This window comes from Maritimibacter sp. 55A14 (genome assembly GCF_003122205.1).
Lineage (GTDB): Bacteria > Pseudomonadota > Alphaproteobacteria > Rhodobacterales > Rhodobacteraceae > QEYE01.
The window spans coordinates 14,143-36,979 of the sequence record NZ_QEYE01000008.1 but is presented as its reverse complement, the minus strand read 5'-3'; the positions used below and the strand labels follow the sequence as shown (position 1 = coordinate 36,979).

24 protein-coding genes are annotated in these 22,837 nt (G+C 66.9%); 13 read left to right on the top strand and 11 right to left on the bottom strand.

All coding sequences use genetic code 11. The features are described from left to right. Position 1: 1 nt before the first annotated feature. On the bottom strand, positions 2–712 hold the full coding sequence (locus DDZ14_RS08305) for a TVP38/TMEM64 family protein (protein WP_233252527.1): 711 nt from the start codon (positions 710–712) through the stop codon (positions 2–4). A 308-nt stretch (positions 713–1,020) separates the two neighbouring features. On the opposite strand from DDZ14_RS08305, the gene rpmH reads away from it, so the two are divergent. The 13 genes from rpmH (at position 1,021) to DDZ14_RS08240 (ending at position 12,409) form a co-directional block, all read left to right on the top strand. Continuing rightward, positions 1,021–1,155, top strand: a complete 135-nt coding sequence (gene rpmH, locus DDZ14_RS08300) for a 50S ribosomal protein L34 (protein ID WP_109424498.1) — start codon at positions 1,021–1,023, stop codon at positions 1,153–1,155. Positions 1,156–1,178: 23 nt separating this feature from the next. Beyond that, positions 1,179–1,610, top strand: a complete 432-nt coding sequence (gene rnpA / locus DDZ14_RS08295; protein WP_109424497.1) for a ribonuclease P protein component — start codon at positions 1,179–1,181, stop codon at positions 1,608–1,610. Continuing rightward, positions 1,607–1,828, top strand: a complete 222-nt coding sequence (gene yidD, locus DDZ14_RS08290) for a membrane protein insertion efficiency factor YidD (RefSeq protein WP_109424496.1) — start codon at positions 1,607–1,609, stop codon at positions 1,826–1,828. Before rnpA ends, yidD begins: the two co-directional genes overlap by 4 nt. Before the next feature lie 430 nt (positions 1,829–2,258). After that, the gene (locus tag DDZ14_RS08285) at positions 2,259–3,524 is read left to right on the top strand and encodes a DUF2254 domain-containing protein (protein ID WP_158275490.1); all 1,266 of its coding nucleotides are present in this window, start codon (positions 2,259–2,261) and stop codon (positions 3,522–3,524) included. Between the two features lie 66 nt (positions 3,525–3,590). Continuing rightward, entirely contained in the window at positions 3,591–4,463 is an 873-nt protein-coding gene (gene ttcA / locus DDZ14_RS08280) for a tRNA 2-thiocytidine(32) synthetase TtcA (RefSeq protein ID WP_109424638.1), read from the top strand. 80 nt (positions 4,464–4,543) lie between these two features. Further along, positions 4,544–6,118, top strand: a complete 1,575-nt coding sequence (locus DDZ14_RS08275) for a bifunctional diguanylate cyclase/phosphodiesterase (protein ID WP_109424494.1) — start codon at positions 4,544–4,546, stop codon at positions 6,116–6,118. Positions 6,119–6,221: 103 nt separating this feature from the next. After that, positions 6,222–8,066 carry a membrane protein insertase YidC gene (gene yidC, locus DDZ14_RS08270; RefSeq protein WP_109424493.1) on the top strand — a complete coding sequence of 615 codons (1,845 nt, stop codon included), beginning with the start codon at positions 6,222–6,224 and terminating at the stop codon, positions 8,064–8,066. Continuing rightward, on the top strand, positions 8,063–8,821 hold the full coding sequence (locus tag DDZ14_RS08265; protein WP_109424492.1) for an MOSC domain-containing protein: 759 nt from the start codon (positions 8,063–8,065) through the stop codon (positions 8,819–8,821). The genes yidC and DDZ14_RS08265 overlap by 4 nt, the downstream gene beginning before the upstream one ends. Continuing rightward, on the top strand, positions 8,821–9,471 hold the full coding sequence (gene yihA / locus DDZ14_RS08260) for a ribosome biogenesis GTP-binding protein YihA/YsxC (RefSeq protein WP_109424491.1): 651 nt from the start codon (positions 8,821–8,823) through the stop codon (positions 9,469–9,471). The genes DDZ14_RS08265 and yihA overlap by 1 nt, the downstream gene beginning before the upstream one ends. A 76-nt stretch (positions 9,472–9,547) precedes the next feature. Next, positions 9,548–10,414: an acetylglutamate kinase gene (gene argB, locus DDZ14_RS08255; protein ID WP_199221313.1), complete on the top strand. Its 867-nt coding sequence runs from the start codon at positions 9,548–9,550 to the stop codon at positions 10,412–10,414. Between the two features lie 42 nt (positions 10,415–10,456). Continuing rightward, positions 10,457–11,251, top strand: coding sequence for a sterol desaturase family protein (locus DDZ14_RS08250; protein ID WP_109424489.1), 795 nt, complete (start codon positions 10,457–10,459; stop codon positions 11,249–11,251). Beyond that, positions 11,248–11,901 (top strand): ferredoxin, encoded by a 654-nt coding sequence (locus DDZ14_RS08245; RefSeq protein ID WP_109424488.1) that lies wholly within the window; start codon positions 11,248–11,250, stop codon positions 11,899–11,901. Before DDZ14_RS08250 ends, DDZ14_RS08245 begins: the two co-directional genes overlap by 4 nt. 4 nt (positions 11,902–11,905) lie before the next feature. After that, complete coding sequence (locus DDZ14_RS08240; protein WP_109424487.1) at positions 11,906–12,409, top strand: histidine phosphatase family protein; 504 nt, start codon at positions 11,906–11,908, stop codon at positions 12,407–12,409. Positions 12,410–12,484: 75 nt separating this feature from the next. Here the strand turns inward: DDZ14_RS08240 and DDZ14_RS08235 are convergent, their stop codons facing one another. The 10 genes from DDZ14_RS08235 to rplQ all read right to left on the bottom strand — a co-directional run bounded on the left by DDZ14_RS08235 (position 12,485) and on the right by rplQ (position 22,825). Continuing rightward, positions 12,485–13,252 (bottom strand): amino acid ABC transporter ATP-binding protein, encoded by a 768-nt coding sequence (locus tag DDZ14_RS08235; protein WP_109424486.1) that lies wholly within the window; start codon positions 13,250–13,252, stop codon positions 12,485–12,487. Positions 13,253–13,264: 12 nt separating this feature from the next. After that, on the bottom strand, positions 13,265–14,554 hold the full coding sequence (locus tag DDZ14_RS08230; RefSeq protein WP_109424485.1) for an amino acid ABC transporter permease: 1,290 nt from the start codon (positions 14,552–14,554) through the stop codon (positions 13,265–13,267). Between the two features lie 2 nt (positions 14,555–14,556). After that, on the bottom strand, positions 14,557–15,771 hold the full coding sequence (locus DDZ14_RS08225; RefSeq protein ID WP_109424484.1) for an amino acid ABC transporter permease: 1,215 nt from the start codon (positions 15,769–15,771) through the stop codon (positions 14,557–14,559). 135 nt (positions 15,772–15,906) lie between these two features. Beyond that, positions 15,907–16,923 carry an amino acid ABC transporter substrate-binding protein gene (locus DDZ14_RS08220; RefSeq protein ID WP_109424483.1) on the bottom strand — a complete coding sequence of 339 codons (1,017 nt, stop codon included), beginning with the start codon at positions 16,921–16,923 and terminating at the stop codon, positions 15,907–15,909. Positions 16,924–17,181: 258 nt separating this feature from the next. Then, positions 17,182–17,892: an ATP12 family chaperone protein gene (locus tag DDZ14_RS08215; protein ID WP_109424482.1), complete on the bottom strand. Its 711-nt coding sequence runs from the start codon at positions 17,890–17,892 to the stop codon at positions 17,182–17,184. Positions 17,893–17,941: 49 nt separating this feature from the next. Continuing rightward, the gene (locus DDZ14_RS08210) at positions 17,942–18,994 is read right to left on the bottom strand and encodes an RluA family pseudouridine synthase (protein WP_109424481.1); all 1,053 of its coding nucleotides are present in this window, start codon (positions 18,992–18,994) and stop codon (positions 17,942–17,944) included. Beyond that, entirely contained in the window at positions 18,991–19,371 is a 381-nt protein-coding gene (gene crcB / locus DDZ14_RS08205) for a fluoride efflux transporter CrcB (protein ID WP_109424480.1), read from the bottom strand. The genes DDZ14_RS08210 and crcB overlap by 4 nt, the downstream gene beginning before the upstream one ends. 155 nt (positions 19,372–19,526) lie before the next feature. Beyond that, positions 19,527–20,843 carry a replication-associated recombination protein A gene (locus DDZ14_RS08200; RefSeq protein ID WP_109424479.1) on the bottom strand — a complete coding sequence of 439 codons (1,317 nt, stop codon included), beginning with the start codon at positions 20,841–20,843 and terminating at the stop codon, positions 19,527–19,529. 37 nt (positions 20,844–20,880) lie between these two features. Next, on the bottom strand, positions 20,881–22,269 hold the full coding sequence (locus tag DDZ14_RS08195) for a trypsin-like peptidase domain-containing protein (RefSeq protein WP_109424478.1): 1,389 nt from the start codon (positions 22,267–22,269) through the stop codon (positions 20,881–20,883). Between the two features lie 136 nt (positions 22,270–22,405). Beyond that, the gene (gene rplQ, locus DDZ14_RS08190; RefSeq protein ID WP_109424477.1) at positions 22,406–22,825 is read right to left on the bottom strand and encodes a 50S ribosomal protein L17; all 420 of its coding nucleotides are present in this window, start codon (positions 22,823–22,825) and stop codon (positions 22,406–22,408) included. Positions 22,826–22,837 lie beyond the last annotated feature (12 nt).

The following is a 22,837-nucleotide window of genomic DNA, read 5'->3' as shown; positions in this document are numbered from 1 at the left end:
GTCAGATGTCCCTGCTCCGGCGGAAACGGTTGATGATCATGGGCAGCGCCGCCAGCGCGCAAAGCCCCAGGATCGGCCCCAGAATATGCGGCTCGAAGATTATGCCAAGATCGGGCGTCTCGCCACGGGCGAAGACCAGTCCAAGCCCGGCTCCGACCCAGGTGTAGACCACCGCGCCGGGCATGATGCCGAAGAAGGTCGTGAAGACGTAACGCGGCAGTCCGACGCCCACCAGCGCGGGCAGCAGGTTGGCGACGAAGAACGGCACCGCAGGCACAAGCCGTATCAGGAAGAGCACGCTCAATTCGTTCTCGCGCAGCCCCTCGCGGATCCCGCGTATCCGCCCCTCGGAGGCGTCCATCTTTCGCGAGAGCTGCTCGCCCAGGCCCCAGCGGGCGGCGAGGAAGATGATCACCGCGCCGATCGTGGCTGCGGTGACGTTGTAGAGCGCGCCGGGAAACAGCCCGAAGAGGAACCCGCCGGTCAGCGTCGCCACCGTGGCGCCGGGTAGCGAGAAGCCCACGATCACCACATAGGCCGCGATGAAACCCAGCACCGTCAGCATGTAGTTGGCGTCGCGAAACTTGATCAGCGTGGCCCGGTTGTCCTTGAGCGTCTCGAAGCTCAGCAGGTCGCCGAGCGCGAAATACCCGCCCACCGCGGCGATCAATATCGCCGCAAGCGGAAGATACCGCATCAGATTGCTGCTCATTCGCTCCATCCGCTCTTCCATCGCTCTGAACCCGTTCTAGCGCTTTCGGGGCATATGTGGACCATCCGGGGGCGGGATTGTTAGTGCGATCACGCGGCATTGATTGCAGGTGATGCCTGTGGCCGACTTTGCAACAATGTCGAAACCTTTTGTCACACACGGGCCGCGAATTGTCCGGGAATGTTGCAGTTTTCCCCGCAGCCATGAATTGACTTCGCGGACGGCTGCGCCTAAAACGCGGCTTCCGAACATGACCTGCCCGCGAATCCGCGCGATCGCGCGGGCCAGACCGCCGAAGGACCAGACAGATGAAACGCACCTTCCAGCCCAGCAACCTCGTGCGCAAGCGCCGTCACGGTTTCCGGGCCCGCATGGCCACCAAGGCCGGCCGCCAGATCCTGAACCGCCGCCGGGCGCAGGGCCGCAAGAAGCTTTCTGCCTGAGGCAACGCCGAAAGGCTGACCGGATGACACCGCCGGAGGCGACGAGGACCAGCCCGCAGGGCCGGGCCGCGACACCGCCCCCGGCGGTTTCCGTATGTCCGCTGATCACCTTGACCAAGCGCGCCGATTTCCTGCGCGCCGCCCGTGCCCGGCGCCAACAGACGCCGGGCTTTCTGCTTCAGGCCCGCATGCGCGACGGAGACCCCGACGCCGCTCCCGGCGCCATTCGCGTGGGCTTCACCTGTTCGAAGAAGATCGGCAACGCCGTCACCCGCAACCGCGCCAAGCGGCGCCTGCGCGAGATCGCCCGCGCCGTGCTGCCGCGCGTCGGCCGACCGGGTTGGGACTACGTGCTGGTAGGCCGGCCCGGCGTGACGGTGACGCGCGACTTCGCGGCGATGCGCACCGATCTGGAAGCTGCGCTGGCGCGCCTGCACGGAGGCGACACGCCATGACACCGCTGGCCTGGCTCCTGTCGCTGCCGGTGCGCGCCTACAGGCTGCTGCTCAGCCCCTGGGTCGGGCATGGCTGCCGCTACCACCCCACCTGCTCGGCCTATGCGCTGGAGGCGCTGCACAAGCATGGCGGTCTGCGCGGCTCCTGGCTGGCGGCGCGGCGCATCGCGCGCTGCCATCCCTGGGGCGGATCGGGCATCGATGACGTGCCGGACTGACGCAGCCGCGGGTCAGCGCGCTTCGAACCGGATGAAGACCTCACCCGGCTCGGCGCCGCGTTTCGAAATGTAGGCGCGCTTGACATCCGGTCGTCGGAGTTCAAGCGCACCGTGTCGCCGCCCAGCATAGTCAGGTCGATCATGGAGCGCCGGTGAAGGCGTCGCCCCGCTCCGCACCTCTGGCCGTCCGGAAGAGCCCAGCTTTCCGGGGCGGTCTTGCGCACCATGCCGAAATGGTCATGGAACTGGCCGAGGGCCCGCGGAGAGTGGCAGGAATGGCAAGGGGGCGCATCGGTCGGTCCTCTCCGTCTTCATTCGCCGGATTGCAGGTGGATACGAACGCGCGACGGGCGGAAGACTCTGCGCTTTGCGCGGGACGCGCAATCTGCCAGTCTGAGGGCGGTGCGGACCCGGTAAGGAGTTGGACACGGTGGCAAGCTGGCTGAGGAGATTCGCAGCCGATCCGCGCCAGCGTCTGTGGTTCCGGCCCGCTTTCTACTGCACGCTGGCGGTGTTGCTGGTGGGCGTGGCCTATATTTCGGACGGGCTGGGCGACATGCCCGGCATCCCCGGCGTGACCGCCGGGACGATCGAGAAACTTCTCACCGTCATCTCCTCCACCATGCTGGCGGTGGCCACCTTCGCGGTCTCCTCGATGCTCGCCGCCTATTCAGCGGCGACGACCAACACCTCGCCGCGGACGTTCAAGCTGGTGCTGGCCGACGACATATCCCAGTCGGCACTGTCGAGCTTCATCGGTGCTTTCATCTTCGCGGTGATCGGGCTGATCTCGGTGCGCGTCCACGACTTCGCCCCGTCGGGCCGGTTCGTGCTCTTCATCCTGACGCTCGGTATCTTCGTCTGGGTCATCGCCACCTTCGTGCGCTGGGTGGATCGGATCGCGCGGTTGGGGCGGATGGGCTCGACCCTGTCCAAGACCGAGACCGCGGCCCGAGATGCGCTGAACGAACGCGTGCGGCAGCCGGCGCTGGGTGGCGTGCCGGTGGCGCCGGGCAGCACCCCCGATGGCGCGCCGGTCAGCAGCGCCGACCGGATCGGCTTCGTGCGCCACATCGAGATCGCCGCGCTGCAAGAGTTGGCCGAGGCCGCGGACGCGCGCATCCGGATCGCCGCCCTGCCGGGTGCCTTCGTCTCCCCGGGCGATCCGCTTGCCTATGTCTCGCCCGCCGGTGCAGTCGGGGAGGAGAAGCTCTGCGCGACCTTCGAGATCGGCGCGGAACGCAGCTTCCTGAACGACCCGTATTACGGGCTCACGGTACTCTCGGAGATTGGCGCACGGGCGCTTTCGCCGGGAATCAACGACGCGGGCACGGCGGTCGGGGTGATCTGCACCCTGCACCGGCTGATCTGGGCTTGGGCCGCGCAGACCCTCGCGGCCGAGGGCGCGCCGCCCCGCTGCGATCGCGTGCAGGTGCCGCTTCTCGACGTGGCCGAAATTTTCGACCACGCCTTCACCGCTATCGCCCGCGACGGTGCAGGCGTCGTCGAGGTAATGGAACGGCTGCAACGGACATTCCTTGCCTTCCAGGCGATAGGCCATCCCGCGGTGGCGCGCGCGGCGCGCCAACATGCGGCCTCGGCTCTCGAACGGGCGCGGCGCGCAACCGGGCTGCCCGACGACCTGGCGCGGGTGGAGGCCCTGGCCCGCCGGGTCGGCGCGGCCGCGCCCCGCTGAGCCTTGAAGCCTTTGCATCGGGCAGGGTTCTCTGGCACATAGCGGCCCTGCTGAAGGATGTGGCCCATGCTCGACAACCCGACCGAGATTCACCCCCTCTTCGAGGGCGCCCCCACGACCACGGAATTCCGCAAGCTGCGCAAGCGGCTGGTGCGCCAGACCCGCGAGGCGCTGGAGCATTATGCGATGGTGGAGACGGGCGCGCGCTGGCTGGTATGTCTGTCGGGCGGCAAGGACAGCTACACTCTGCTGGCCGTGCTGCATGAACTGCAATGGCGCGGCTTGCTGCCGGTGGAGCTTCTGGCCTGCAATCTCGATCAGGGCCAGCCCGGCTTTCCGGCCACGGTGCTGCCGGAATTTCTGGACCGCATGGGGGTGGCGCACCGGATCGAGTATCAGGACACCTATTCTGTCGTGAAGGAAAAAGTGCCGGCGGGGCGGACCTATTGCGCGCTCTGCTCGCGGCTGCGGCGCGGCAATCTTTATCGCATCGCGCGGGAGGAGGGCTGTTCGGCGGTCGTGCTCGGCCATCACCGCGACGACATCCTCGAGACATTCTTCATGAACCTCTTTCACGGAGGGCGGCTGGCGACGATGCCGCCGAAACTCGTCAACGAGGAGGGCGACCTCTTCGTGCTGCGCCCGCTCGCCCATGTGGCCGAGGCCGACTGCGAGCGATTCGCCCGCGCCATGAACTATCCGATCATCCCCTGCGACCTCTGCGGCAGTCAGGACGGCCTTCAGCGCCAGCAGGTCAAGGCGATCCTCGACGGCTGGGAGGCAAACAGCCCCGGACGGCGGCAGGTGATGTTCCGCGCGCTGACCAATGCCCGCCCGTCGCATCTGCTCGATGCGGGGCTCTTCGACTTCGCCGGACTGGCGCGCCTGGGCTCGGAGGCATTTGACGAAAACTCTAACGACATTCCCGAGCTGCGTTAACGGGTAGCTGAACCGGCCTGCCTAGTCTTCCGGTCACGCGCGGGTCCCGAAACGCCCGCGCCGGATCGGAGGGTGCAGACATGCCGGACACACCGCAAGGCACACGCCTGCATGGCCTCTGCCGGCGGCTCGGGGAGCTGCACCTGATCAGCTTCCTGCCGCTTTTCGCCCTGATCGCCTACTGGACGCGGGTCGAGGTCGTACTTTTCGTAATCTCCTTCATGTTTCCGCTGCTGATCGCGCTGCAGGAACTGGTGCGCCCGCGTGGCGCCTCGGCAGCGCCGGCGGCGGATGCGCCCGACCATGCGCCCGCGGCGGAAGGCCGCGACGCGCTGACCGGGCTCATGATGCGCCAGGACGCCATGCGCCATCTGGACCGCTTCCTGGAGGAGGAGCGCAGCACCGGCCGCGTCACCGCCGTGCTGCTGGTGGATATCGACGGCCTCCGGCGCCTCAACGAGCGTCAGGGCATGGCGGCGGGCGACAGCGTCCTGCGCGCCACCGCCGGGCGCCTGCGCGGCGCGCTGCGCGATGCCGACATCGTCGCTCGCATCGACGGGAACCGTTTCGCGGCAATCCTCTCGCCGGTGCGGCGCGCGGATTTCGAAAGCGTGCTTGCCTTGGCCGAACGCATCCGCGACGCGGTGGCCGAACCCGTCAGCCACGACATGTCCAGCGTCTACGCGAGTTGTTCCATCGGGATCTGCCTGGTGGGGCGCGCGCCGGAAAACTCCGCCGCCTCCATGCTGCAGGCTGCCGAAGCCGCGCTCGACGAGGCCCGGCGCAGCGGCGCGGCCGCGATCCGCAGTTTCTCGCCCCGGATGCGCCGCGAGACCCGCAAGAACAACGGGCTGTCCAGCGACCTCGACGCGGCGCTGGAGAATGGACAGATCCGCCCCTGGTTCCAGCCCCAGGTCTGCACCGATACCGGCACCGTGACCGGGTTCGAGGCGCTGGCGCGCTGGATCCACCCCGACGAAGGCGTGCTGCTACCCGGCACGTTCCTGAAGGCCGTTAACGATGCCGGGCGATCCGAGCGCCTGGGTGAGGTGATCCTCTACCACGCGCTCTCGGCCCTGCGCTCCTGGGACCGCACCGGTCTGCATGTGCCCACGGTCAGCGTCAACTTCTCCACCGAAGAGCTGCGCGAGCCGAAGCTATGCGAGAAGATCAGATGGGAGGTGGACCGGTTCGACCTGGATCCCGCCCGCGTCGTCATCGAGATACTGGAAACCGTCATGGCCGGCGGCGCGTCCGACACGATCACCCGCAATATCCGGGCGCTCTCTGCGATGGGAGTCGGCATCGACCTTGACGATTTCGGCACCGGGCAGGCGTCGATCGCCAATATCCGGCGCTTCGGGGTCGGACGGATCAAGATCGACCGCTCCTTCGTCACCAATGTCGACCGCGACCGCGAACAGCAGGTGATGATCTCGGCCATTCTGAGCATGGCCGACAGCCTGGAGATCGAGACGCTGGCCGAAGGGGTCGAGAAGATCGCCGAACAGGCGATGCTGGCCCAACTCGGCTGCCGATACATCCAGGGCTTCGGCCTGGCCCGCCCGATGCGCTTCGAGGACACGATCGCCTGGCTGCACAACCACGCCGAGAAGCTGGCCGGCACTGCAAGCCTGGGCCGCAGGACCGGCTGAGCAGGACACGCCCGCGCCGCGCGCATCCGGAAAACCGCTTGACCTTTCGGGCCCACATCTGTTGAACCACCGTGACATTTCCTGAGCGGTGGAACCGGGCCTGATGGACGATCAGAACAAGAATCTCATCCTAGCGACGGCGCTGAGCTTTCTCGTCATCCTCGTTTGGTTTCTGCTCTTCCCGCCGGAAGAGGCGCCGGTCGATCCCGACCAGCCCGCCGCGACCACCCAGCAGAACGCCACCGGCGGCGATGCCACCGTGGCGCCTGTCCCGTCCGCCGGCGGCGACGACCCCGCGACCGCACCGCCCAGCCTGACCGCCACCCCGCAGGAGACGCGCGGGGCCGCGCTGGCCCGCTCGCAGCGGGTCGAGATCGACACGCCCAGCCTGAAAGGCTCGATCTCGCTCAAGGGCGGGCGCATCGACGACCTGTCGCTCAAGACCTACCGCGAGGAGCTGGCCAAGGAGTCCCCCAGCGTCACGCTGCTCTCGCCGGTGGGTGGACCGGACGCCTATTACGCGCTCTACGGCTGGGCGCCGGGCGGCGACCTGTCGCCCGAGGACGTGCCCGGCGCGGCCACTGAATGGACCCAGGAAGGCGACGGAAAACTCACGACCGAGACGCCGGTCACGCTGGTCTGGGACAACGGCAATGGCCTGACTTTCCGCCGCACGATTTCGGTGGATGAGGATTTCCTCTTCGACATCCGCCAGAGCGTCACCAACAACACCGGCCGGGCCCAGCGCATGGCCCCCTACGGCGTGGTCGCGCGCCACGGCATGCCCGACACGATCGGTTTCTTCATCCTGCACGAAGGCGTTGTCCGCGCCTCCGACGGACAGTTGGAAGAGATCGACTACAACGACATGCCGGACCTCGCCTTTGCCGACCGGGAGGCCGGGCGCATTTCGATCACGCCCGTGGAACAGAGCGGCTGGATCGGATTCACCGACAAATACTGGATGACCACGCTGATCGGCGAGCCGGGCCAGCGGTTCCAGTCGGTCGCGAAGTACACCGACGGCGCGGATATCTACCAGACCGAGATGCGTCAGCCGACGCTGGAGGTCGCCCCCGGCGCGACGGCGGAAAGCGCGTCGATGCTCTTCGCCGGCGCCAAGGAATGGGAAACGATCACCCGCTACGAGGATGAATACGGCATCGACCGTTTCGTCGATTCTATCGACTGGGGCTGGTTCTTCTTCTTCACCAAGCCGATGTTCTGGATGCTGCACACGCTCCATGCGATGATCGGCAACATGGGCTGGGCGATCATCGGGCTGACGCTGATCATCAAGGCGCTGCTCTTCCCGCTGGCCTACAAATCCTATGTCTCGATGGCGAAGATGAAGGAACTTCAGCCGCGGATGGAGGAGATCAAGGAGAAAGCGGGCGACGACCGTCAGAAGCTCCAGCAGGAGATGATGCAGCTCTACAAGACCGAGAAGGTCAACCCGGCCTCGGGCTGTCTGCCGATTCTGATGCAGATCCCGATCTTCTTCTCGCTCTACAAGGTGATCTTCGTCACGATCGAGTTGCGCCACGCCCCCTGGATGGGCTGGATTCGCGACCTCTCGGCGCCCGATCCGTCGTCGATCCTGAACCTCTTCGGGCTGCTGCCCTTCTCGCCGCCCGATCCTTCCAGCATTGTGGCGATCCTCTCGCTCGGCGTGTTGCCGATCCTGCTGGGCATTTCCATGTGGCTCCAGCAGAAGCTCAACCCGGCGCCCACCGATCCCACGCAGAAGATGATCTTCGCCTGGATGCCCTGGGTCTTCATGTTCATGCTGGGACAGTTCGCCAGCGGGCTGGTGCTCTACTGGATCGCCAACAACACGATCACCTTCACCCAGCAATACCTGATCATGCGCAGCCAGGGTTATAAGCCGAATGTAATTGGCAATATCCTGTCCGGCCTCAAACGCGGGAAGCCGGAAGAAAAATGACCGGCCGCGTCGCCCATATCTGGCGCCACCCGATCAAGTCGCACGGACGCGAGGCGCTGGATGAGGTGACGCTCGAGGCCGGCCGGACGATGCCCTGGGACCGGACATGGGCGGTGATCCACGACGCCGCGCGCTACGATACCGAGACGCCGCAATGGGCACCATCGGCGCAGTTTTCCCGCTGCGCCAAGACCGCCAGCCTGCAGGCCATCACGGCCCGGCTGGACGAGGCGGCCCGGCGCGTCACGCTTGCCCATCCCGACCGGCCCGACCTGACCATCGCGCCCGACGACCCGGCCGATAATGCGCGCTTCATCGATTGGGTGACGCCACTCTGCGATCCGCAGCGCGCGCTACCCGCGCGCATCGTCCAGGCGCCGGGGCGCGGCATGACCGACACCGATTTCCCGTCGATCTCGCTCATCAACCTGGCGTCGCACCGGGCGCTCAGCCAGCGGCTGGGGCGCGAGATCTCGCCACTGCGCTGGCGCGGCAACCTGATCCTCGACGGGCTGGGCCCCTGGGAGGAGTTCGAGTGGATCGGCCGGACCCTGCGGATCGGCACGGCGGAGCTTACGGTACGCGAACGCACGGTGCGCTGCCTGGCCACCACGGCCAGCACCCGCACCGGCAAGCGCGACGCCGACACGCTGGGCACGCTGGAGGCTGGCTGGGGCCATCGCGATTTCGGCGTCTATGCCGAGGTCACGGCCCCCGGACGCATCGCGACGGGCGACACGGTCGAGCCGCTCTGATGCAGCTTCCCTTCCCCGTCGCGCCAGACCCCGAGCCTGCCGAGGCCGAGCGCGGCCGCAAGCTCTTCGCCGGCAGCAGCGATTTCCTGAAAGGCGTGGTCGCCATGCAGGGCCTGCCCCAAGGCGACCGGCTGGAGGTCTGCTTCGCAGGGCGTTCCAATGTCGGAAAATCCACGCTGATCAACGCGCTGACCGGGCGCAAGGCGCTGGCGCGGGCCTCCGGCACACCGGGGCGCACGCAGGAGATCAATTTCTTCACCCTCGCCGACAGCCACTACCTTGTGGACCTGCCGGGCTATGGCTATGCGCAGGCGCCCGTGGCGGTCGTGGAGAAATGGCAGAAGCTGCTCAAGGCCTATCTCGGCGGGCGGCAGAACCTGCGCCGCGTCTTCGTGCTGATCGACGCGCGGCACGGGCCGAAACCGGTGGACGAGGAGATCATGACGCTGCTCGACCGCGCGGCGGTGACCTTCCAGGCGGTGCTGACCAAGGCCGACAAGCTCAAGGCCGCCGACCGCGAGACGGTCCTGGACCGGTTGCGTGCGACGCTCGCCCGCCATCCCGCCGCCTTCCCGGAAATCGTGGTGACATCGGCGGAGAAGGGCACCGGGCTGGAGACGCTGCGTGCCATCATCGCGACGCTCGACTGACCGCGGCCGCACGGCACTTGGCAAGTCCCGCCAAGCCGCGTAACAGGAACCCGCGCCGCCAGGGACACGAACCGAGATGAAGAAACGGACCACCATGAACCGCGACTGGATCGCCACCGCCCGCACACTTTCCGAGGCCCTGCCCTATCTCCAGCGCTATACCGGCGCGATCGTCGTCATCAAGTTCGGCGGCCATGCGATGGGCGATGCCGAGGCGATGGACAGTTTCGCGCGCGATATCGTGCTGATGCGCCAGGTCGGCGTGAACCCGGTGATCGTGCATGGCGGCGGCCCGATGATCAACGAGATGCTGGGCAAGCTGGGCATCACCTCGGATTTCGTGCGCGGCAAGCGCGTGACCGACCTGGCCACGGTGGAAGTGGTGGAGATGGTGCTCTCGGGGCTCATCAACAAGCGCATCGTGCAGGCGATCAACATGCAGGGCGGCCGGGCGGTGGGCCTGTCGGGCAAGGATGCTGGGCTGATGATGTGCGAATCCGATGATCCCGATCTGGGCTTCGTCGGCCGCCCGACCGAGGTGAACCCCGAAGTGCTGACCCAGCTTTTCGAGGCCGGCATGATCCCGGTCGTCGCGCCGCTGGGCATGGGCCGTGACGGCGAGACCTTCAATGTCAACGGCGACACCGCGGCGGGCGCCATCGCCGCCGCGCTGAAGGCCGACCGGCTGCTGTTGCTGACCGACACCGCCGGCGTGATGAACGGCGCGGGCGAGGTGCTGACCGCGCTCACCGCCGACCAGATCCGCGACCTGACGGCGGACGGCACCATCGCAGGCGGGATGATCCCCAAGACCGAAACCGCGCTCGCCGCACTGGCGGCCGGGGTACGTGCCGTGGTCATCCTGGACGGGCGCGCGGCCAATGCCTGCCTGCTGGAACTTTTTACCGACCACGGCGCGGGCAGCATCATCCGGCTCGCCTGATCAAGCTTGCCGCCCCCGCCGGGTTGGGCCAGAGTTCGGGGCATGGACAGCGCCACAATCGCCAGACTCGCGGCCTTCCTGGGGCTTTTCGCGGTGTTCGCGATGGCCGAGGCATGGCTGCCCCGCCGCGGCCGGCGGCAGCCGCGCCTGCGCCGCTGGGCAACCAACTGGGCGATCGTGCTACTCGACACGCTGACGCTGCGGGCGATGGCCATCGGGATGCCGCTTCTTGCCATCGGGGCAGCCTATGACGCCGCGGCGCAGGGCTGGGGCCTTTTCAACGCGCTCGGCTGGCCCGTCTGGCTGGAGGTCGCGCTTTCGGTGGCGCTGCTCGACCTGGCGATCTGGGCACAGCACCTGGTGACCCACAAGGTTCCGATCCTCTGGCGTCTGCACCGGGTCCACCATGCCGACCGGGATTTCGACGTCACCACCGCTTTCCGGTTTCACCCGGTCGAGATCATGCTGTCGATGCTGATCAAGATCGCCATGGTTTACGCGCTTGGGCCGTCGGCGCTGGCGGTCCTGCTCTTCGAGATCATCCTGAACGGAACCGCGATGTTCAATCACGCCAATCTAAACCTTCCGCCGCGGCTGGACCGCCTGCTGCGCCTCTTGCTCGTGACACCGGACATGCACCGCGTCCACCATTCCGACCGGCGCGAGGAGCATGACCGGAATTACGGTTTCGCGCTCTCGGTCTGGGACCGGATATTCGGCACCTATCGCGCGCAGCCGGCAGCCGGGCACAGCGACATGACCATCGGCCTGGAATGGCAGGACGACCGGCCCTCCCGCCTGGGGTGGAGCCTGATGCTCCCCTTCCGTCGCGGATGAGAGCGCTGGACGAGATCGACGCCACCGCGCGCGACGTGGCGCTGGAGGTGTTCGGGGCCTTCCACCTCGAACCGGCGGACGAAGCGCCCGCGGGCACCGGGACGCTGATCCTGCTGGGTCCGCATGAGCCGGGCTTCTGGCCGGCCTTCCGGGCTTCGGCGGAGTACCGCGACGGCGCAGCGGACCCGCTCGACCGGTGGTCGGCACGGGTGGTGGGGGGGCTGGCCGAACGGCTGGACGCAGCGGCGCTTTATCCGTTCGGCACGCCGCGCCGGCCCTTCATCCGCTGGGCGCTGCACTCCGGCCGGGCCTGGCCCTCGCCCGTGGGGATGCTGGTGCACGACCGCGCAGGGCTCATGGTGTCCTATCGCGGCGCGCTGGCCCTGGAGGACCGCCTCGCGCTGCCCGCGCCGCCCGCCGCACCGCCCTGCGACGATTGCCGGGCCAAACCCTGCCTGAGCGCCTGTCCCGTCGGGGCGCTGGGCACAAGCTATGACCTGACGGCCTGCCACGCCTATCTCGACACGTCGGACGGAACGCACTGCATGAACGACGGATGCGCCGTTCGCCGCAGTTGCCCGGTCAGCCGAAGCTATGGCAGGATGCCGGGGCAATCCGCCTTCCACATGGCGGCCTTCCACAAGGAATGACCCGATGCGCCGCCTGATCCTGACCCGTCATGCGAAATCGAGCTGGTCGGCCACGGGTCCGGCCGATCACGACCGGCCGCTCAATGGGCGCGGGCGCAAGGCCGCTTCACGGATCGGCGACTGGCTGACGGCGCGTGGCTACCTGCCCGACGAACTGCTCTGCTCGACCGCGCAGCGCGCCCGCGAGACCTGGAACGGCATGGCACCCGCCCTGGCCGGGCCGCAGCCCCGTGCGGAGTATCTGCGCGGTCTCTATATGGCCGCGCCCATCGCGATACAGGACGCGCTGCGGGGCGCAAGCGGCGAATGCGTGCTGCTGATCTGCCACAATCCGGGGATCGGGGCCTTCGCCCACGCCATGCCGCGGCATCTGCCCGAGCACATGAAATTCGGCAAATACCCCACCGGCGCGACGCTGGTGCTGGAGTTCGACCTCGACGACTGGCGCGACGTTCAGCCCGGTACCGGCGAGATTCTTGATTTCATCGTGCCGCGCGATCTCGACTGACAGGGGCTCAGGACGGCGAAAGCCCCGGCCGGGCGGCCGGGGCTTTCCATGTTCACGCGGTTCGAAAAAGGGCGCTCAGTGCCCGAGTATCTGACTCAGGAAGAGCTTCGTGCGTTCGCTCTTCGGGTTGTTGAAGAACTCCTCCGGCTCGTTTTGTTCGACGATCTGGCCCTGGTCCATGAAGATGACCCGGTTCGCCACCTGGCGGGCAAAGCCCATCTCGTGGGTGACACAGAGCATGGTCATGCCCTCCTCGGCCAGTTCCACCATCGTGTCCAGAACCTCCTTGATCATCTCGGGGTCGAGCGCCGATGTCGGCTCGTCGAAGAGCATGATGCGCGGTCGCATGCACAGCGACCGGGCAATCGCCACCCGCTGCTGCTGACCGCCGGAAAGCTGGCCGGGATACTTGTCCGCCTGTTCGGGGATCTTGACCTTGGTCAGGAAATGCATCGCCGTTTCCTCGGCTTCCCGCTTGGGGGTCTTGCGCACCCAGATCGGCGCCAGCGTGCAGTTTTCGAGAATGGTGAGATGCGGGAAGAGATTGAAGTGCTGGAACACCATGCCCACTTCCGAGCGGATCTTGTCGATGTTCTTGAGATCGGAAGACAGCAGCGTGCCGTCCACCGTGATCTTGCCCTTCTGGTGCTCCTCCAGCGCGTTGATGCAGCGGATCAGGGTGGACTTGCCCGACCCGGACGGCCCCGCAATCACGATCCGCTCGCCACGATAGACGGTCAGGTCGATATCGCGCAGCACATGGAACGTACCGAACCACTTGTTCATGTTCTCGATCGAGATCGCGACCTCGTCGGAAACCTTCAACTGAGCAGCTTCAGCCATCTGAGGCCCTCCTTAATGGTGATCGGTCTGAAGCTGCCGCTCCAGCCATTGCGAATATTGGGAAATGCCGTAGCACACGACGAAGAAGAGCAGCGCCGAGAAGCCGAAGAGCTCCCAATAGACGCCGTTCCATGCGGTCGAGGCGAGGATCGGTCCACGGACCATGCCGACCAGATCGAACATGGAGATAACCGAGACCAGTGTCGTGTCCTTGAAGAGCCCCACCGCGACATTGACGATGCCGGGGATGGATATCTTCAGCGCCTGCGGCAGGATGATGAACTGCATCGACTGCGCGTAATCGAGGCCCAGACTGTCCCCGGCCTCGTACTGCCCGCGCGGCAGTGCCGCCAGACCGCCCCGGATCACCTCGGCGATATAGGCGCTGGCGAACATGGTGATCATGATGATCACCCGCAGGATCAGGTCGAAATTCGTGCCCGGTGGCAGGAAATAGGCCAGCACGACATTCGCCACGAAGAGGAGCGTGATCAGCGGCACGCCGCGGATGAACTCGATGAACACGACGCAGATCACCTTGATGATCGGCATCGTCGATTGCCGCCCCAGCGCCAGCAGGATGCCCAGCGGCAGCGACAGCGACACGCAGACCACGCCCAGCATCAGGTTGAGCATGAAGCCCCCCATGTCGCGCGACGCGACCGGCTCCAGCGCCAGGACGCCGGCGACGGTATCGCCCAGCATCCCGGTCAGGATCCAGAAGACGAAGGCCGTCGCGACACCGCCCAGAAGCCCCATCGCCGCGCTCTGATAAATCAGTTTCCGGTAGACCAGGAAACCCAGCACGATGCCCAGGAGCGCGAAAATCGGCGTCAGGATGGTGCCGCCCCAGATCAGGTAGAAGGCGATGAAGGGATAGAGCCCCGTCAGCACCAGCATCTTGCGCGGAAAAATCTTGGAAAAGAGCACCGGTGCCAGCGCCACGAAGAGCAGCACGAAGGCCAGCGCCGGGCGCCAGTAGAGATGCGTGGGGTACTTGAACCCGAAGAGGAGCTGGTTCCAGCGTTCGGTGAGTACAGAGAAACAGCCGCCGACCTGGCCCTGGAGCACCTCGCGGCATTGGCTGAGGCTCGACGTGTCCCAGACCCCGTTGATCAGCCACGGCCCGGAGGCGGACACCAGGTAGTAGACCGCCCAGATCGCGGCAAGGGTCAGCACCGTGTTGGAAACCGAGGAGAAGAGATTCTCCCGCAGCCATTTCACGATGCCCTTTTCGGTCACCGGCGGCTCGGCCTCCGGCAGCATGTCGTGGCGGACGAAGGAGAGTTGATCCCGGTTCATGATCAGCGCTCCTTCAGTTTGATGGCGTTGTTATAGGCGTTCATGACGCCCGAGATCGCCAGCGAGATCGCCAGGTAGAACAGCATCAGCAGCAGGATCGTCTCGATCGCGCGCCCCGTCTGGTTGAGCGTGATGCCCCCCAGCGTGCCGGTCACGTCCATGTAGCCCACCGCGATCGCCAGCGACGAGTTCTTGGTGAGGTTCAGGTATTGGGAAATGACCGGCGGAATGATGACGCGCAGCGCCTGAGGCAGGACCACCAGGTTCATGATCCGGCTCGGCCGCAGGCCAAGCGACGCCGCGGCCTCGGTCTGCCCATGCGAAACGGCCTGGATGCCGGCGCGCACGTTCTCGGCGATGAATGCGCCGGTATAGACCGCCAGCGCGAACCAGAGCGCGATGAGCGAACCGCGGATATGCAGCCCGCCGCCGAAATTGAAGCCCTTGAGCACCGGATAGTCGAGGCTGATCGGCTGGCCCAGGATGAAGAAGATCAGCAGCGTCGGCACGAAGAGGATCGCCAGCGACGGCCAGCCCATCGGCAACAGCCGTCCGGTGTCGTAGAGCAGCTTGGTCGCGTAGCGGCGATAGTAGATGGCGCCCGCGATCGACGCCAGGAAGACCAGCACCACGATCATCGAGCCTTCGCCCCAGATCGGTGCGGGCACGTAAACGCCGCGATTGGTGAACGCCACCGCGTCCAGCACCATGCTGGCCGCCGGCGTATCGCCCCGAAAGGCGTTCGGGGCCGGCATCGCCGCGGTCATCACCGTATAGATGATCAGGATCCAGATCAGGACCGGCACGTTGCGGAACGCCTCGACATAGATCGCCATCAGCTTGCGCACGATCCAGTTCTGCGACAGCCGCGCGACGCCCGCGAAGACCCCGATGATCGTCGCGGTCAGACAGCCCAGGAAGGCCACGATCAGCGTGTTGAGCACGCCCACGAACGCGGCGCGCATATGCGTGTCCTGGTTTTCGTATGGGATCGGCCGCTGGTTAATGTCGTACCCGGCTGGCTCACCGAGGAACCCGTAGGAGATATTCTGCCCCTGATCGGCCAGGTTCTGAACCAGGTTCGCCCCGAGATAGGAGACCAGCATGATCAGAAGGACCAGGGCGATAAACTGGAAGGTATAGGATCGGTAGCGCGTGTCGTTGACCAGCATGGACAGCCGGAACGACTTCGGCGGCGGGTCCGTGATTGCGGACATGAATGTATCCCCACTGCGGCCTGCCCACGAGTGTCCACAAATGCGGCACCCTTTTTATCTGGCAGGTTATTCTTGTTTGTCTTCAGTCAGAAAGAGGGGCGCGGGATGTCCCCCGCGCCCCCTGTTTTCAGCCGATCAACGGAACGGCGGAGAGTAGAGCAGCCCGCCATCGGTCCACTGCGCATTCAGGCCGCGCGCCAGACCGATCGGGGTGTTCTCGCCGATATGCGTCTCGAAAAGCTCGCCGTAGTTGCCACCGGCCTTGATGGCGTTCACGGCCCAGTCGCCGGACAGGCCCAGCATCTCGCCCAGGTTGCCCTCGGTGCCCAGCAGACGGTTGACCTCGGGGTTGTTGGTCCCCTTGGCAAGCTCGTCCACATTGGCGGAGGTCACGCCCAGTTCTTCGGCCGCGATCAGCGCGTTGAGCGTCCAGCGCACGACATCGCCCCATTCGTGGTCGCCGTGACGCACGAGCGGGCCCAGCGGCTCCTTGGAGATGATCTCGGGCAGGATGACGTGATCCTGCGGGTTCTCGAAGGTCGCACGCGTCGAGGCCAGGCCCGAAGCGTCGGTCGTGTAAGCGTCACAGGCACCAGCCAGGTACTGCTGGTTGCCTTCGGCGTTGGTCTCGATCGGCACCGGCTCGTAGCTGATGTTGTTCTTGCGGAAGAAGTCCGCGAGGTTCAGCTCGGTCGTGGTGCCGGTCTGGATGCAGACGGTCGCGCCGTCCAGTTCCTTGGCCGAGGTCACGCCCAGGTTCTTGGGAATCATGAAGCCCTGACCGTCATAGTAGTTGACGCCGTTGAATTCGAACTTCAGGTCCACGTCGCGCGAGAAGGTCCAGGTGGTGTTCCGGGCCAGCATGTCAACTTCGCCCGAAGCCAGCGCGGTGAAGCGCGTCTTGCCGGTCGTGGGTGTGAACTTGACCGCCGTCGGATCACCGAAGATCGCAGCAGCGACAGCCCGGCAAACACCGACGTCGAAGCCGGTCCATTCGCCGTTCGCGTCAGGCGCGGCGAAACCGACGAGGCCCGTCGTGACGCCGCATTGAAGGAAGCCCTTCGCCTTGACGTCGTCCAGCGTGGCCGCCGAAGCCATGCCCGCAGCCAGGCCGGCCGCCGTCAGCGCGCCAAAAAATACCGTTTTTTTCATGTCTACCTCTTCCTGATGGTCCGCCCCGAAAGGACGGTTCTTTCGGCCCCATGGGCCAAAACCGATGAAGTGAGAGATGTCATCCCCCTCAGCGCAGAGAGTTTGGGCAAAAGTAACCATAGGCGTCAAGTGGACTCTGGCCGCTTTCCCTCGGGTTACCCACATGATGCGGCTCGCTATCCTGACCACGCAACTTATGTACCGGGAGCGAAGCTCTGCCGCAGGAATGCTGCGCCGGGGAGTCGGGTTCGCGCGCACTCAGCGGCGACAGAGGCGGAAGAATTCCAGCGCCTGCGCGAAGGCGGCCTCCTTGCGCGCGGCCGCCTGCGACGCTTCCGCGTCCTCGCCCCATTGTTCCTGCTGCCAGATCTCGTCGATTCGCGACCGTTGCCACAGGTCGTCGCCGTCGAAGGCTCCACGCAGCGCGGCCAGCCCGATCACCAGCGAGCCCGAGAGCGTCACCAGATCGTGTAGCGCGGTCAGCCCGAACGCATCGAAGCCGCGCACCTCCTCGGCGAACCGTTCCAGGCTCGCGGCGGGCTGGCGGATATGCACGACTCCGGTGGTGGGGACGAGCGGTGCGCCCACCTCCTCCGCCGACCACGCCAGGAGCGGGTCCCAGGCCGCTTCCTGGCGTCGCACCAGTTCGTTCGGCCCTTCGGCGCGATAGCAAATCAGGTCGGTCCGGCCATACTCCGCCAGCATCGCGGCCACCTCGGCCTGCTGGATCGCGACCTTGTCGATAGCGGCGTTGGCGGCGCGGGTGAGTGGCATTGTCTCGGGGCGCACGGGACCGCTCTGGGCGTCCCATTCCGCCGCCACGGCATCGGCCAGCGTCCGCGTCGGCACGCAAAGCCCGGCTTTGGCCGGCGTCTTGACCGGCCGCCCGTCGAGCAGGATCGCGAAGCCTGCCGCCGCCGGTTCCGCCCGCGCTTCCGACCAGAAGCGCTTCATCTTCCATTCGGTCATGTCTCTGCCATCCGGATGTCGTCCAGCATCTCGAAACCCCGCGGCGCGCTCATGGCAGATCCGCGAACGGATCCTCAGGCGCCTCCTCAGGCGACCAGCCGAGGGTCTTCCAGGTGCGCGCCATATGTTCGGGCAGCGGCGCGGTCAGATGCAGCGCGCGGCCGGTCACCGGGTGGGTCAGTGTCAGGCTGCGGGCATGCAGGTGCAGCTTGCGCGAGATGTCGCCGCCAAGCTGCGCGCCCCAGCCGTCGCCCAGGTTCTCCTGCCCCGACCCGCCGTATTTTCCGTCACCCACGATGGGATGACCGATCTCGGCCATATGCGCGCGAAGCTGATGCGTCCGGCCGGTGACGGGCACCAGCGCGACCCAGGCGGCGCGCTTGGCCAGCGCCGAGAGCACCGCATAATCCGTCGTCGCGCCGCGCGCGCCCGGCGTGCCTTCCACCGCGTCCGGGTGCAGGCAGAGCATCTTTTCGCCGCCGCCCTGTGGCCCGTGGCCCGGTGCCTTGACCAGCCCGAAGCGAATGGTGCCCATGCGCGGATGCGGCACGCCCGCGACCACCGCCCAGTATATCTTGCGCGTCTCGCGCGCCCGGAAGGCCCGCGTCAGCGCCCCGGCGACGGCGCGGGTCCGCGCCAGCAGCAACAGCCCGGACGTGTCCTTGTCCAGCCGGTGCACGAGGCGCGGTTTTTCGTCCAGCCCGAAACGCAACGCCTCGGCCAGCGCATCCACATGGCGGTCGCCCTGCCCGCTGCCGCCCTGCGTGGGCAGCCCCGGCGGCTTGTTGAGCGCGATGATATGATCGTCGCGCCAGAGCACCGCATCGCGGATCATCTGCGCGTCCGCCTCTGAAATGCGCGGCCCGGCGGGCACGGCTGCGGCCCGTGCCTGCGGTTCGGGAAGCGGCGGCACCCGCACCGACTGCCCCTCCGCGATGCGGGTCGCGGGCTTTACCCGGCCGCCATCGACGCGGATCTCGCCCTTGCGGCACATCTTCTCGATCCGGCCCTGCGGCACATCCGGGAAGCGCCTCCGGAACCAGCGGTCAAGCCGCTGATCGCCCTCGCCCGCGCCGATCTCGACGGTCTGCACGCCGCTCATGCCATGGCCCCGCGCATCAGCCACATGCCCAGGAACAGGCCCAGGATCGAACAGGCCACCGACAGCCCAACATAGAGCGCCGTGCCCACGAGGTCGCCCCGTTCGTAAAGTGTCGCCGCCTCCAGCGAAAAGGACGAAAACGTCGTGAACCCGCCCAGCATCCCGGTCATGATGAACGGGCCCAGCCAGGTCAGCCCGCGATTGGCCGCGACCACGACGAAGACACCCATCAGGAACGAGCCGAGGATATTCACCGTGATGATCCCGAGCGGAAAGCTGTGAAAACCGAACACGCGCACGATCCCCACCCCCACCGAGTAGCGGAGCGAGGCGCCGATCGCGCCGCCAAGGGCAACCTGGAGAAGCGTTGTCAACATGGACGCGGTTTGTTGCCTTGGCCCGATGATGTCAAGTCGAGAGCGCGCGCCGCCCACCGCGAACGGATTGCGGCGCGAAATCCTGCGGGGATTTCGGAGCCCTCGAAGGTTGCCCGCGCTCCGGTGTTTTCCGCGCCGGATGCCGCCCCCGGCCTTCAGCCCTCAGCTTGCCGTTTCGCGCGCAGCTTGGCAAACCAGGCAACCCGCTTGGCCAGATCGCGCTCGAAGCCGCGCTCGACGGGGGTGTAATAGACCCCGCGCGGCATGCCGTCGGGAAAGTAGTTCTGCCCGGAAAACCCGGCCTCCGCGTCATGGTCGTACTCATAGCCCTTGCCGTATCCCTGATCCTTCATCAGCCCGGTCGGGGCGTTCAGGATATGCTTGGGCGGCGGGTTCGAGCCCGTCTCCTTCGCCGCGCGCCGCGCCGCCTTGTAGGCAGCATAGGCGGCGTTCGACTTGGGCGCCAGCGCCAGGTAGATCACCGCCTCGGCGAGGGCAAGCTCGCCCTCCGGGCTGCCCAAGCGCTCGTAGATTTGCCACGCCTCCAGGCAGAAAGTCTGCGCATGGGTGTCGGCCAGCCCGATATCCTCCACCGCCATGCGGGTGATGCGGCGCGCCAGGTAGCGCGGGTCCTCGCCGCCCTCCAGCATCCGCGCCAGCCAGTAGAGCGCCGCATCCGGGTCCGAGCCGCGAACCGACTTGTGCAGTGCCGAGATCAGGTTGTAATGCGCGTCGCCGGACTTGTCATATTGTGCCGCGCGCCGCATCAGCCGCGCACCCAGCGCCTTGGGATCGAGCGGCTTCTCGACCTGCCAGGCCGCGATCTGTTCAATGAGGTTGAGCACCGCGCGGCCGTCGCCATCGGCCATTTCCAGCAACGCCTCGCGGGCCTCACCGGTCAGCGGCAGGGGGCGGCCCAACTCGCGTTCCGCGCGTTGCGCGAGCAACTCCAGATCCCTCAGTTCCAGCCGTTCCAGCACCAGCACCTGCGCCCGGCTCAGCAGCGCCGCATTCAGCTCAAAGGACGGGTTCTCCGTCGTCGCGCCGACCAGGAGGATCGTGCCATCCTCCATATGGGGCAGGAAACCGTCCTGCTGCGCCTTGTTGAAACGGTGAATCTCGTCCACGAAAAGCAGTGTCCCCTGCCCGTTCGCGCGCCGATGCTTGGCCGCCTCGAAGACCTTGCGAAGCTCCGGCACCCCGGTGAAGATCGCGCTGATCTGCACGAAGGTCAGGTCGGTCTCGTCGGCCAGGAGCCGCGCGATCGTGGTCTTGCCCACCCCCGGCGGCCCCCAGAGGATGAGCGACGACAGGTGCCCGCCAGACAGCATCACGCCCAGCGGCGCGTCGGGGCCCAGCACATGCTCCTGCCCGATCACATCCGCCAGCCGCGCCGGGCGCAGCCGGTCGGCCAGCGGCCGCGGGGCGTCGGGCGCCGGGTCAGCCCCGGCCTGTTCGAAGAGATCGGCCATGCCCCTGTCTACGCCCTGCGCGCCGCGGCGAAAAGCATCAGATGCGGAAGCGGACGGACTGCGCCCGCCCGTCGCGCAGGAACCGCAGTTCCCAGGTTCGCTGCATGTCATGCGCGGCGCGTTCGGCATCGGCGGTGGTGGCGATCTCGCGCGTGTTGATCTCCAGCAGGATATCGCCGGGACGCAACCCGGTGCGGCGCACGAATCCGTCCACCCCGGTCACCAGGACGCCGGCCGCGTCGAGCGGCAGGCCGGTCTCGGCGATCACCGCGGGGTTGATGTTGCTGACGTTCAGGCCCTGAAGCGGCGTCTCGCCCGCGATGGTGCGGGGATCGCGGGCGGGCGTCTCGGGCGGCGGGATCAGGCGCAGTTCCGCCACCCGCCGCGCGCCGTCGCGCAGATAGGCAACCCGCGCCACGTTCCCGATGCCCCGCGCCGAGAGCCGGAAGAGCATCTCGTGCGGGCTGTTGACCGGCTGCTCGTCGATGGCCACGACCACGTCGCCGGTGGCCAGCCCCGCCGCGGCGAAGGGGCTTTCGGGATGCAGCGCCGAGACGACCATGCCGCGCGGCTCCGCCAGGCCCAGCCCGATGGCGAGATCGGCATCGACCGCCTGCCCCGACATCCCGGCCCAGGGGCGGGTGTAGTCGCGCGCGCCTGCCCGCGCCTGATCTAGGAACCGCGCCACCAGGTTCGACGGGATCGCGAAGCCGATCCCGTTGGAGCCGCCCGAGCGCGACAGGATCGCGGTGTTGACCCCGACGAGGCGGCCCTCGATATCGACCAGCGCGCCACCGGAATTGCCCGGATTGATCGCCGCGTCGGTCTGGATGAAATAGCCCCGCGCATTGCCCACGAAGAGGCCCGAGCGCGCCAGCCCCGAGATGATCCCGCTCGACACGGTCTGCCCGATGCCGAAAGGGTTGCCGACCGCCAGCACCAGGTCGCCCACCTCGATACTGTCGGAATCGCGCAGCGCGAGCGCCGGCAACCCCTCGGCGCCCTTGAGCCTGAGCACCGCCAGATCGGCCTCCTTGTCGCCCAGCAGCACCTCGGCCTCGTACTCGCGACGGTCGTTCAGGACGACGCGGATTTCGGTGGCCTGCCCGACGACATGGTAGTTCGACACGACCAACCCGTCGGGCGACAGGATCACGCCGGAACCCAGCGAGTTCTGCACCCGCGGCGTGGGGCGGCCGAAATTGCGGAAGAAGTCCTCGAAGAAGGGATCGTCGGCGAAGGGGCTGCGGCGCGCCGCGACCACGCGCTTGGCGTAGATGTTGACCACCGCGGGCGTCACCTCGCGCACGACCGGCGCGAAGCTCAGGCTTATCTGTGCCGGGGATTGCGGCACCGGGATCTCGGCGCACGCTGCGGTGGCGATGACGAGGGCGGCGAACGCGGCGGGGATGCGTTTGAGGGGCATGTCGTCCTCCGGCTTCTGGTCTGGACCGGATATGCCCCCGCGCGCCGCCGGATGCAACGCCGGAGCAGGCCCCAAACGGCAGACACCCCCGCCGGTCCCGGCGGGGGTGTCGCGTTCCCGGCCCTGTGGGCGGGTCTTATTCCTCGGCCGCCTCTTCCGCGACGACGCGCTCGCGGTCGGCCTTGCCCTTGGCGTCCGCGTCGCGGTCGACAAATTCGATGATCGCCATCGGCGCCATGTCGCCATAGCGGAAGCCCGCCTTCAGAACGCGCACATAGCCGCCCTGGCGGTCCTTGTAGCGCGGCCCCAGCACATCGAAGAGCTTGGCCACATGGGCGTCCTGCTTGAGCTGCGCGGCCGCCTGGCGGCGGGCATGCAGATCGCCGCGCTTGCCCAGCGTGACGAGTTTCTCCACGACGCTGCGCAGTTCCTTGGCCTTGGGCAGGGTGGTCTTGATCTGCTCATGTTCGATGAGCGAGCCGGCCATGTTCGCCCAGAGCGCCTTGCGGTGCTCGTGGGTGCGGTTCAGGCGGCGGTAGCCTTTTGCGTGACGCATTTTCTTGTCTCC

Bases quoted from the DNA above. Each gene is read 5' to 3' on its own strand.
- yihA (WP_109424491.1), top strand. From the start codon at position 8,821: ATGCAGCTTCCCTTCCCCGTCGCGCCAGACCCCGAGCCTGCCGAGGCC.
- argB (WP_199221313.1), top strand. From the start codon at position 9,548: ATGAAGAAACGGACCACCATGAACCGCGACTGGATCGCCACCGCCCGC.
- DDZ14_RS08215 (WP_109424482.1), bottom strand. From the start codon at position 17,892: ATGACCGAATGGAAGATGAAGCGCTTCTGGTCGGAAGCGCGGGCGGAA.
- DDZ14_RS08225 (WP_109424484.1), bottom strand. From the start codon at position 15,771: ATGTCCGCAATCACGGACCCGCCGCCGAAGTCGTTCCGGCTGTCCATG.
- yidD (WP_109424496.1), top strand. From the start codon at position 1,607: ATGACACCGCTGGCCTGGCTCCTGTCGCTGCCGGTGCGCGCCTACAGG.
- DDZ14_RS08195 (WP_109424478.1), bottom strand. From the start codon at position 22,269: ATGCCCCTCAAACGCATCCCCGCCGCGTTCGCCGCCCTCGTCATCGCC.
- rplQ (WP_109424477.1), bottom strand. From the start codon at position 22,825: ATGCGTCACGCAAAAGGCTACCGCCGCCTGAACCGCACCCACGAGCAC.
- crcB (WP_109424480.1), bottom strand. From the start codon at position 19,371: ATGTTGACAACGCTTCTCCAGGTTGCCCTTGGCGGCGCGATCGGCGCC.
- DDZ14_RS08230 (WP_109424485.1), bottom strand. From the start codon at position 14,554: ATGAACCGGGATCAACTCTCCTTCGTCCGCCACGACATGCTGCCGGAG.
- yidC (WP_109424493.1), top strand. From the start codon at position 6,222: ATGGACGATCAGAACAAGAATCTCATCCTAGCGACGGCGCTGAGCTTT.
- rpmH (WP_109424498.1), top strand. From the start codon at position 1,021: ATGAAACGCACCTTCCAGCCCAGCAACCTCGTGCGCAAGCGCCGTCAC.
- DDZ14_RS08265 (WP_109424492.1), top strand. From the start codon at position 8,063: ATGACCGGCCGCGTCGCCCATATCTGGCGCCACCCGATCAAGTCGCAC.
- DDZ14_RS08220 (WP_109424483.1), bottom strand. From the start codon at position 16,923: ATGAAAAAAACGGTATTTTTTGGCGCGCTGACGGCGGCCGGCCTGGCT.
- DDZ14_RS08275 (WP_109424494.1), top strand. From the start codon at position 4,544: ATGCCGGACACACCGCAAGGCACACGCCTGCATGGCCTCTGCCGGCGG.
- DDZ14_RS08200 (WP_109424479.1), bottom strand. From the start codon at position 20,843: ATGGCCGATCTCTTCGAACAGGCCGGGGCTGACCCGGCGCCCGACGCC.
- DDZ14_RS08235 (WP_109424486.1), bottom strand. From the start codon at position 13,252: ATGGCTGAAGCTGCTCAGTTGAAGGTTTCCGACGAGGTCGCGATCTCG.
- DDZ14_RS08305 (WP_233252527.1), bottom strand. From the start codon at position 712: ATGAGCAGCAATCTGATGCGGTATCTTCCGCTTGCGGCGATATTGATC.
- ttcA (WP_109424638.1), top strand. From the start codon at position 3,591: ATGCTCGACAACCCGACCGAGATTCACCCCCTCTTCGAGGGCGCCCCC.
- rnpA (WP_109424497.1), top strand. From the start codon at position 1,179: ATGACACCGCCGGAGGCGACGAGGACCAGCCCGCAGGGCCGGGCCGCG.
- DDZ14_RS08245 (WP_109424488.1), top strand. From the start codon at position 11,248: ATGAGAGCGCTGGACGAGATCGACGCCACCGCGCGCGACGTGGCGCTG.
- DDZ14_RS08210 (WP_109424481.1), bottom strand. From the start codon at position 18,994: ATGAGCGGCGTGCAGACCGTCGAGATCGGCGCGGGCGAGGGCGATCAG.
- DDZ14_RS08250 (WP_109424489.1), top strand. From the start codon at position 10,457: ATGGACAGCGCCACAATCGCCAGACTCGCGGCCTTCCTGGGGCTTTTC.
- DDZ14_RS08240 (WP_109424487.1), top strand. From the start codon at position 11,906: ATGCGCCGCCTGATCCTGACCCGTCATGCGAAATCGAGCTGGTCGGCC.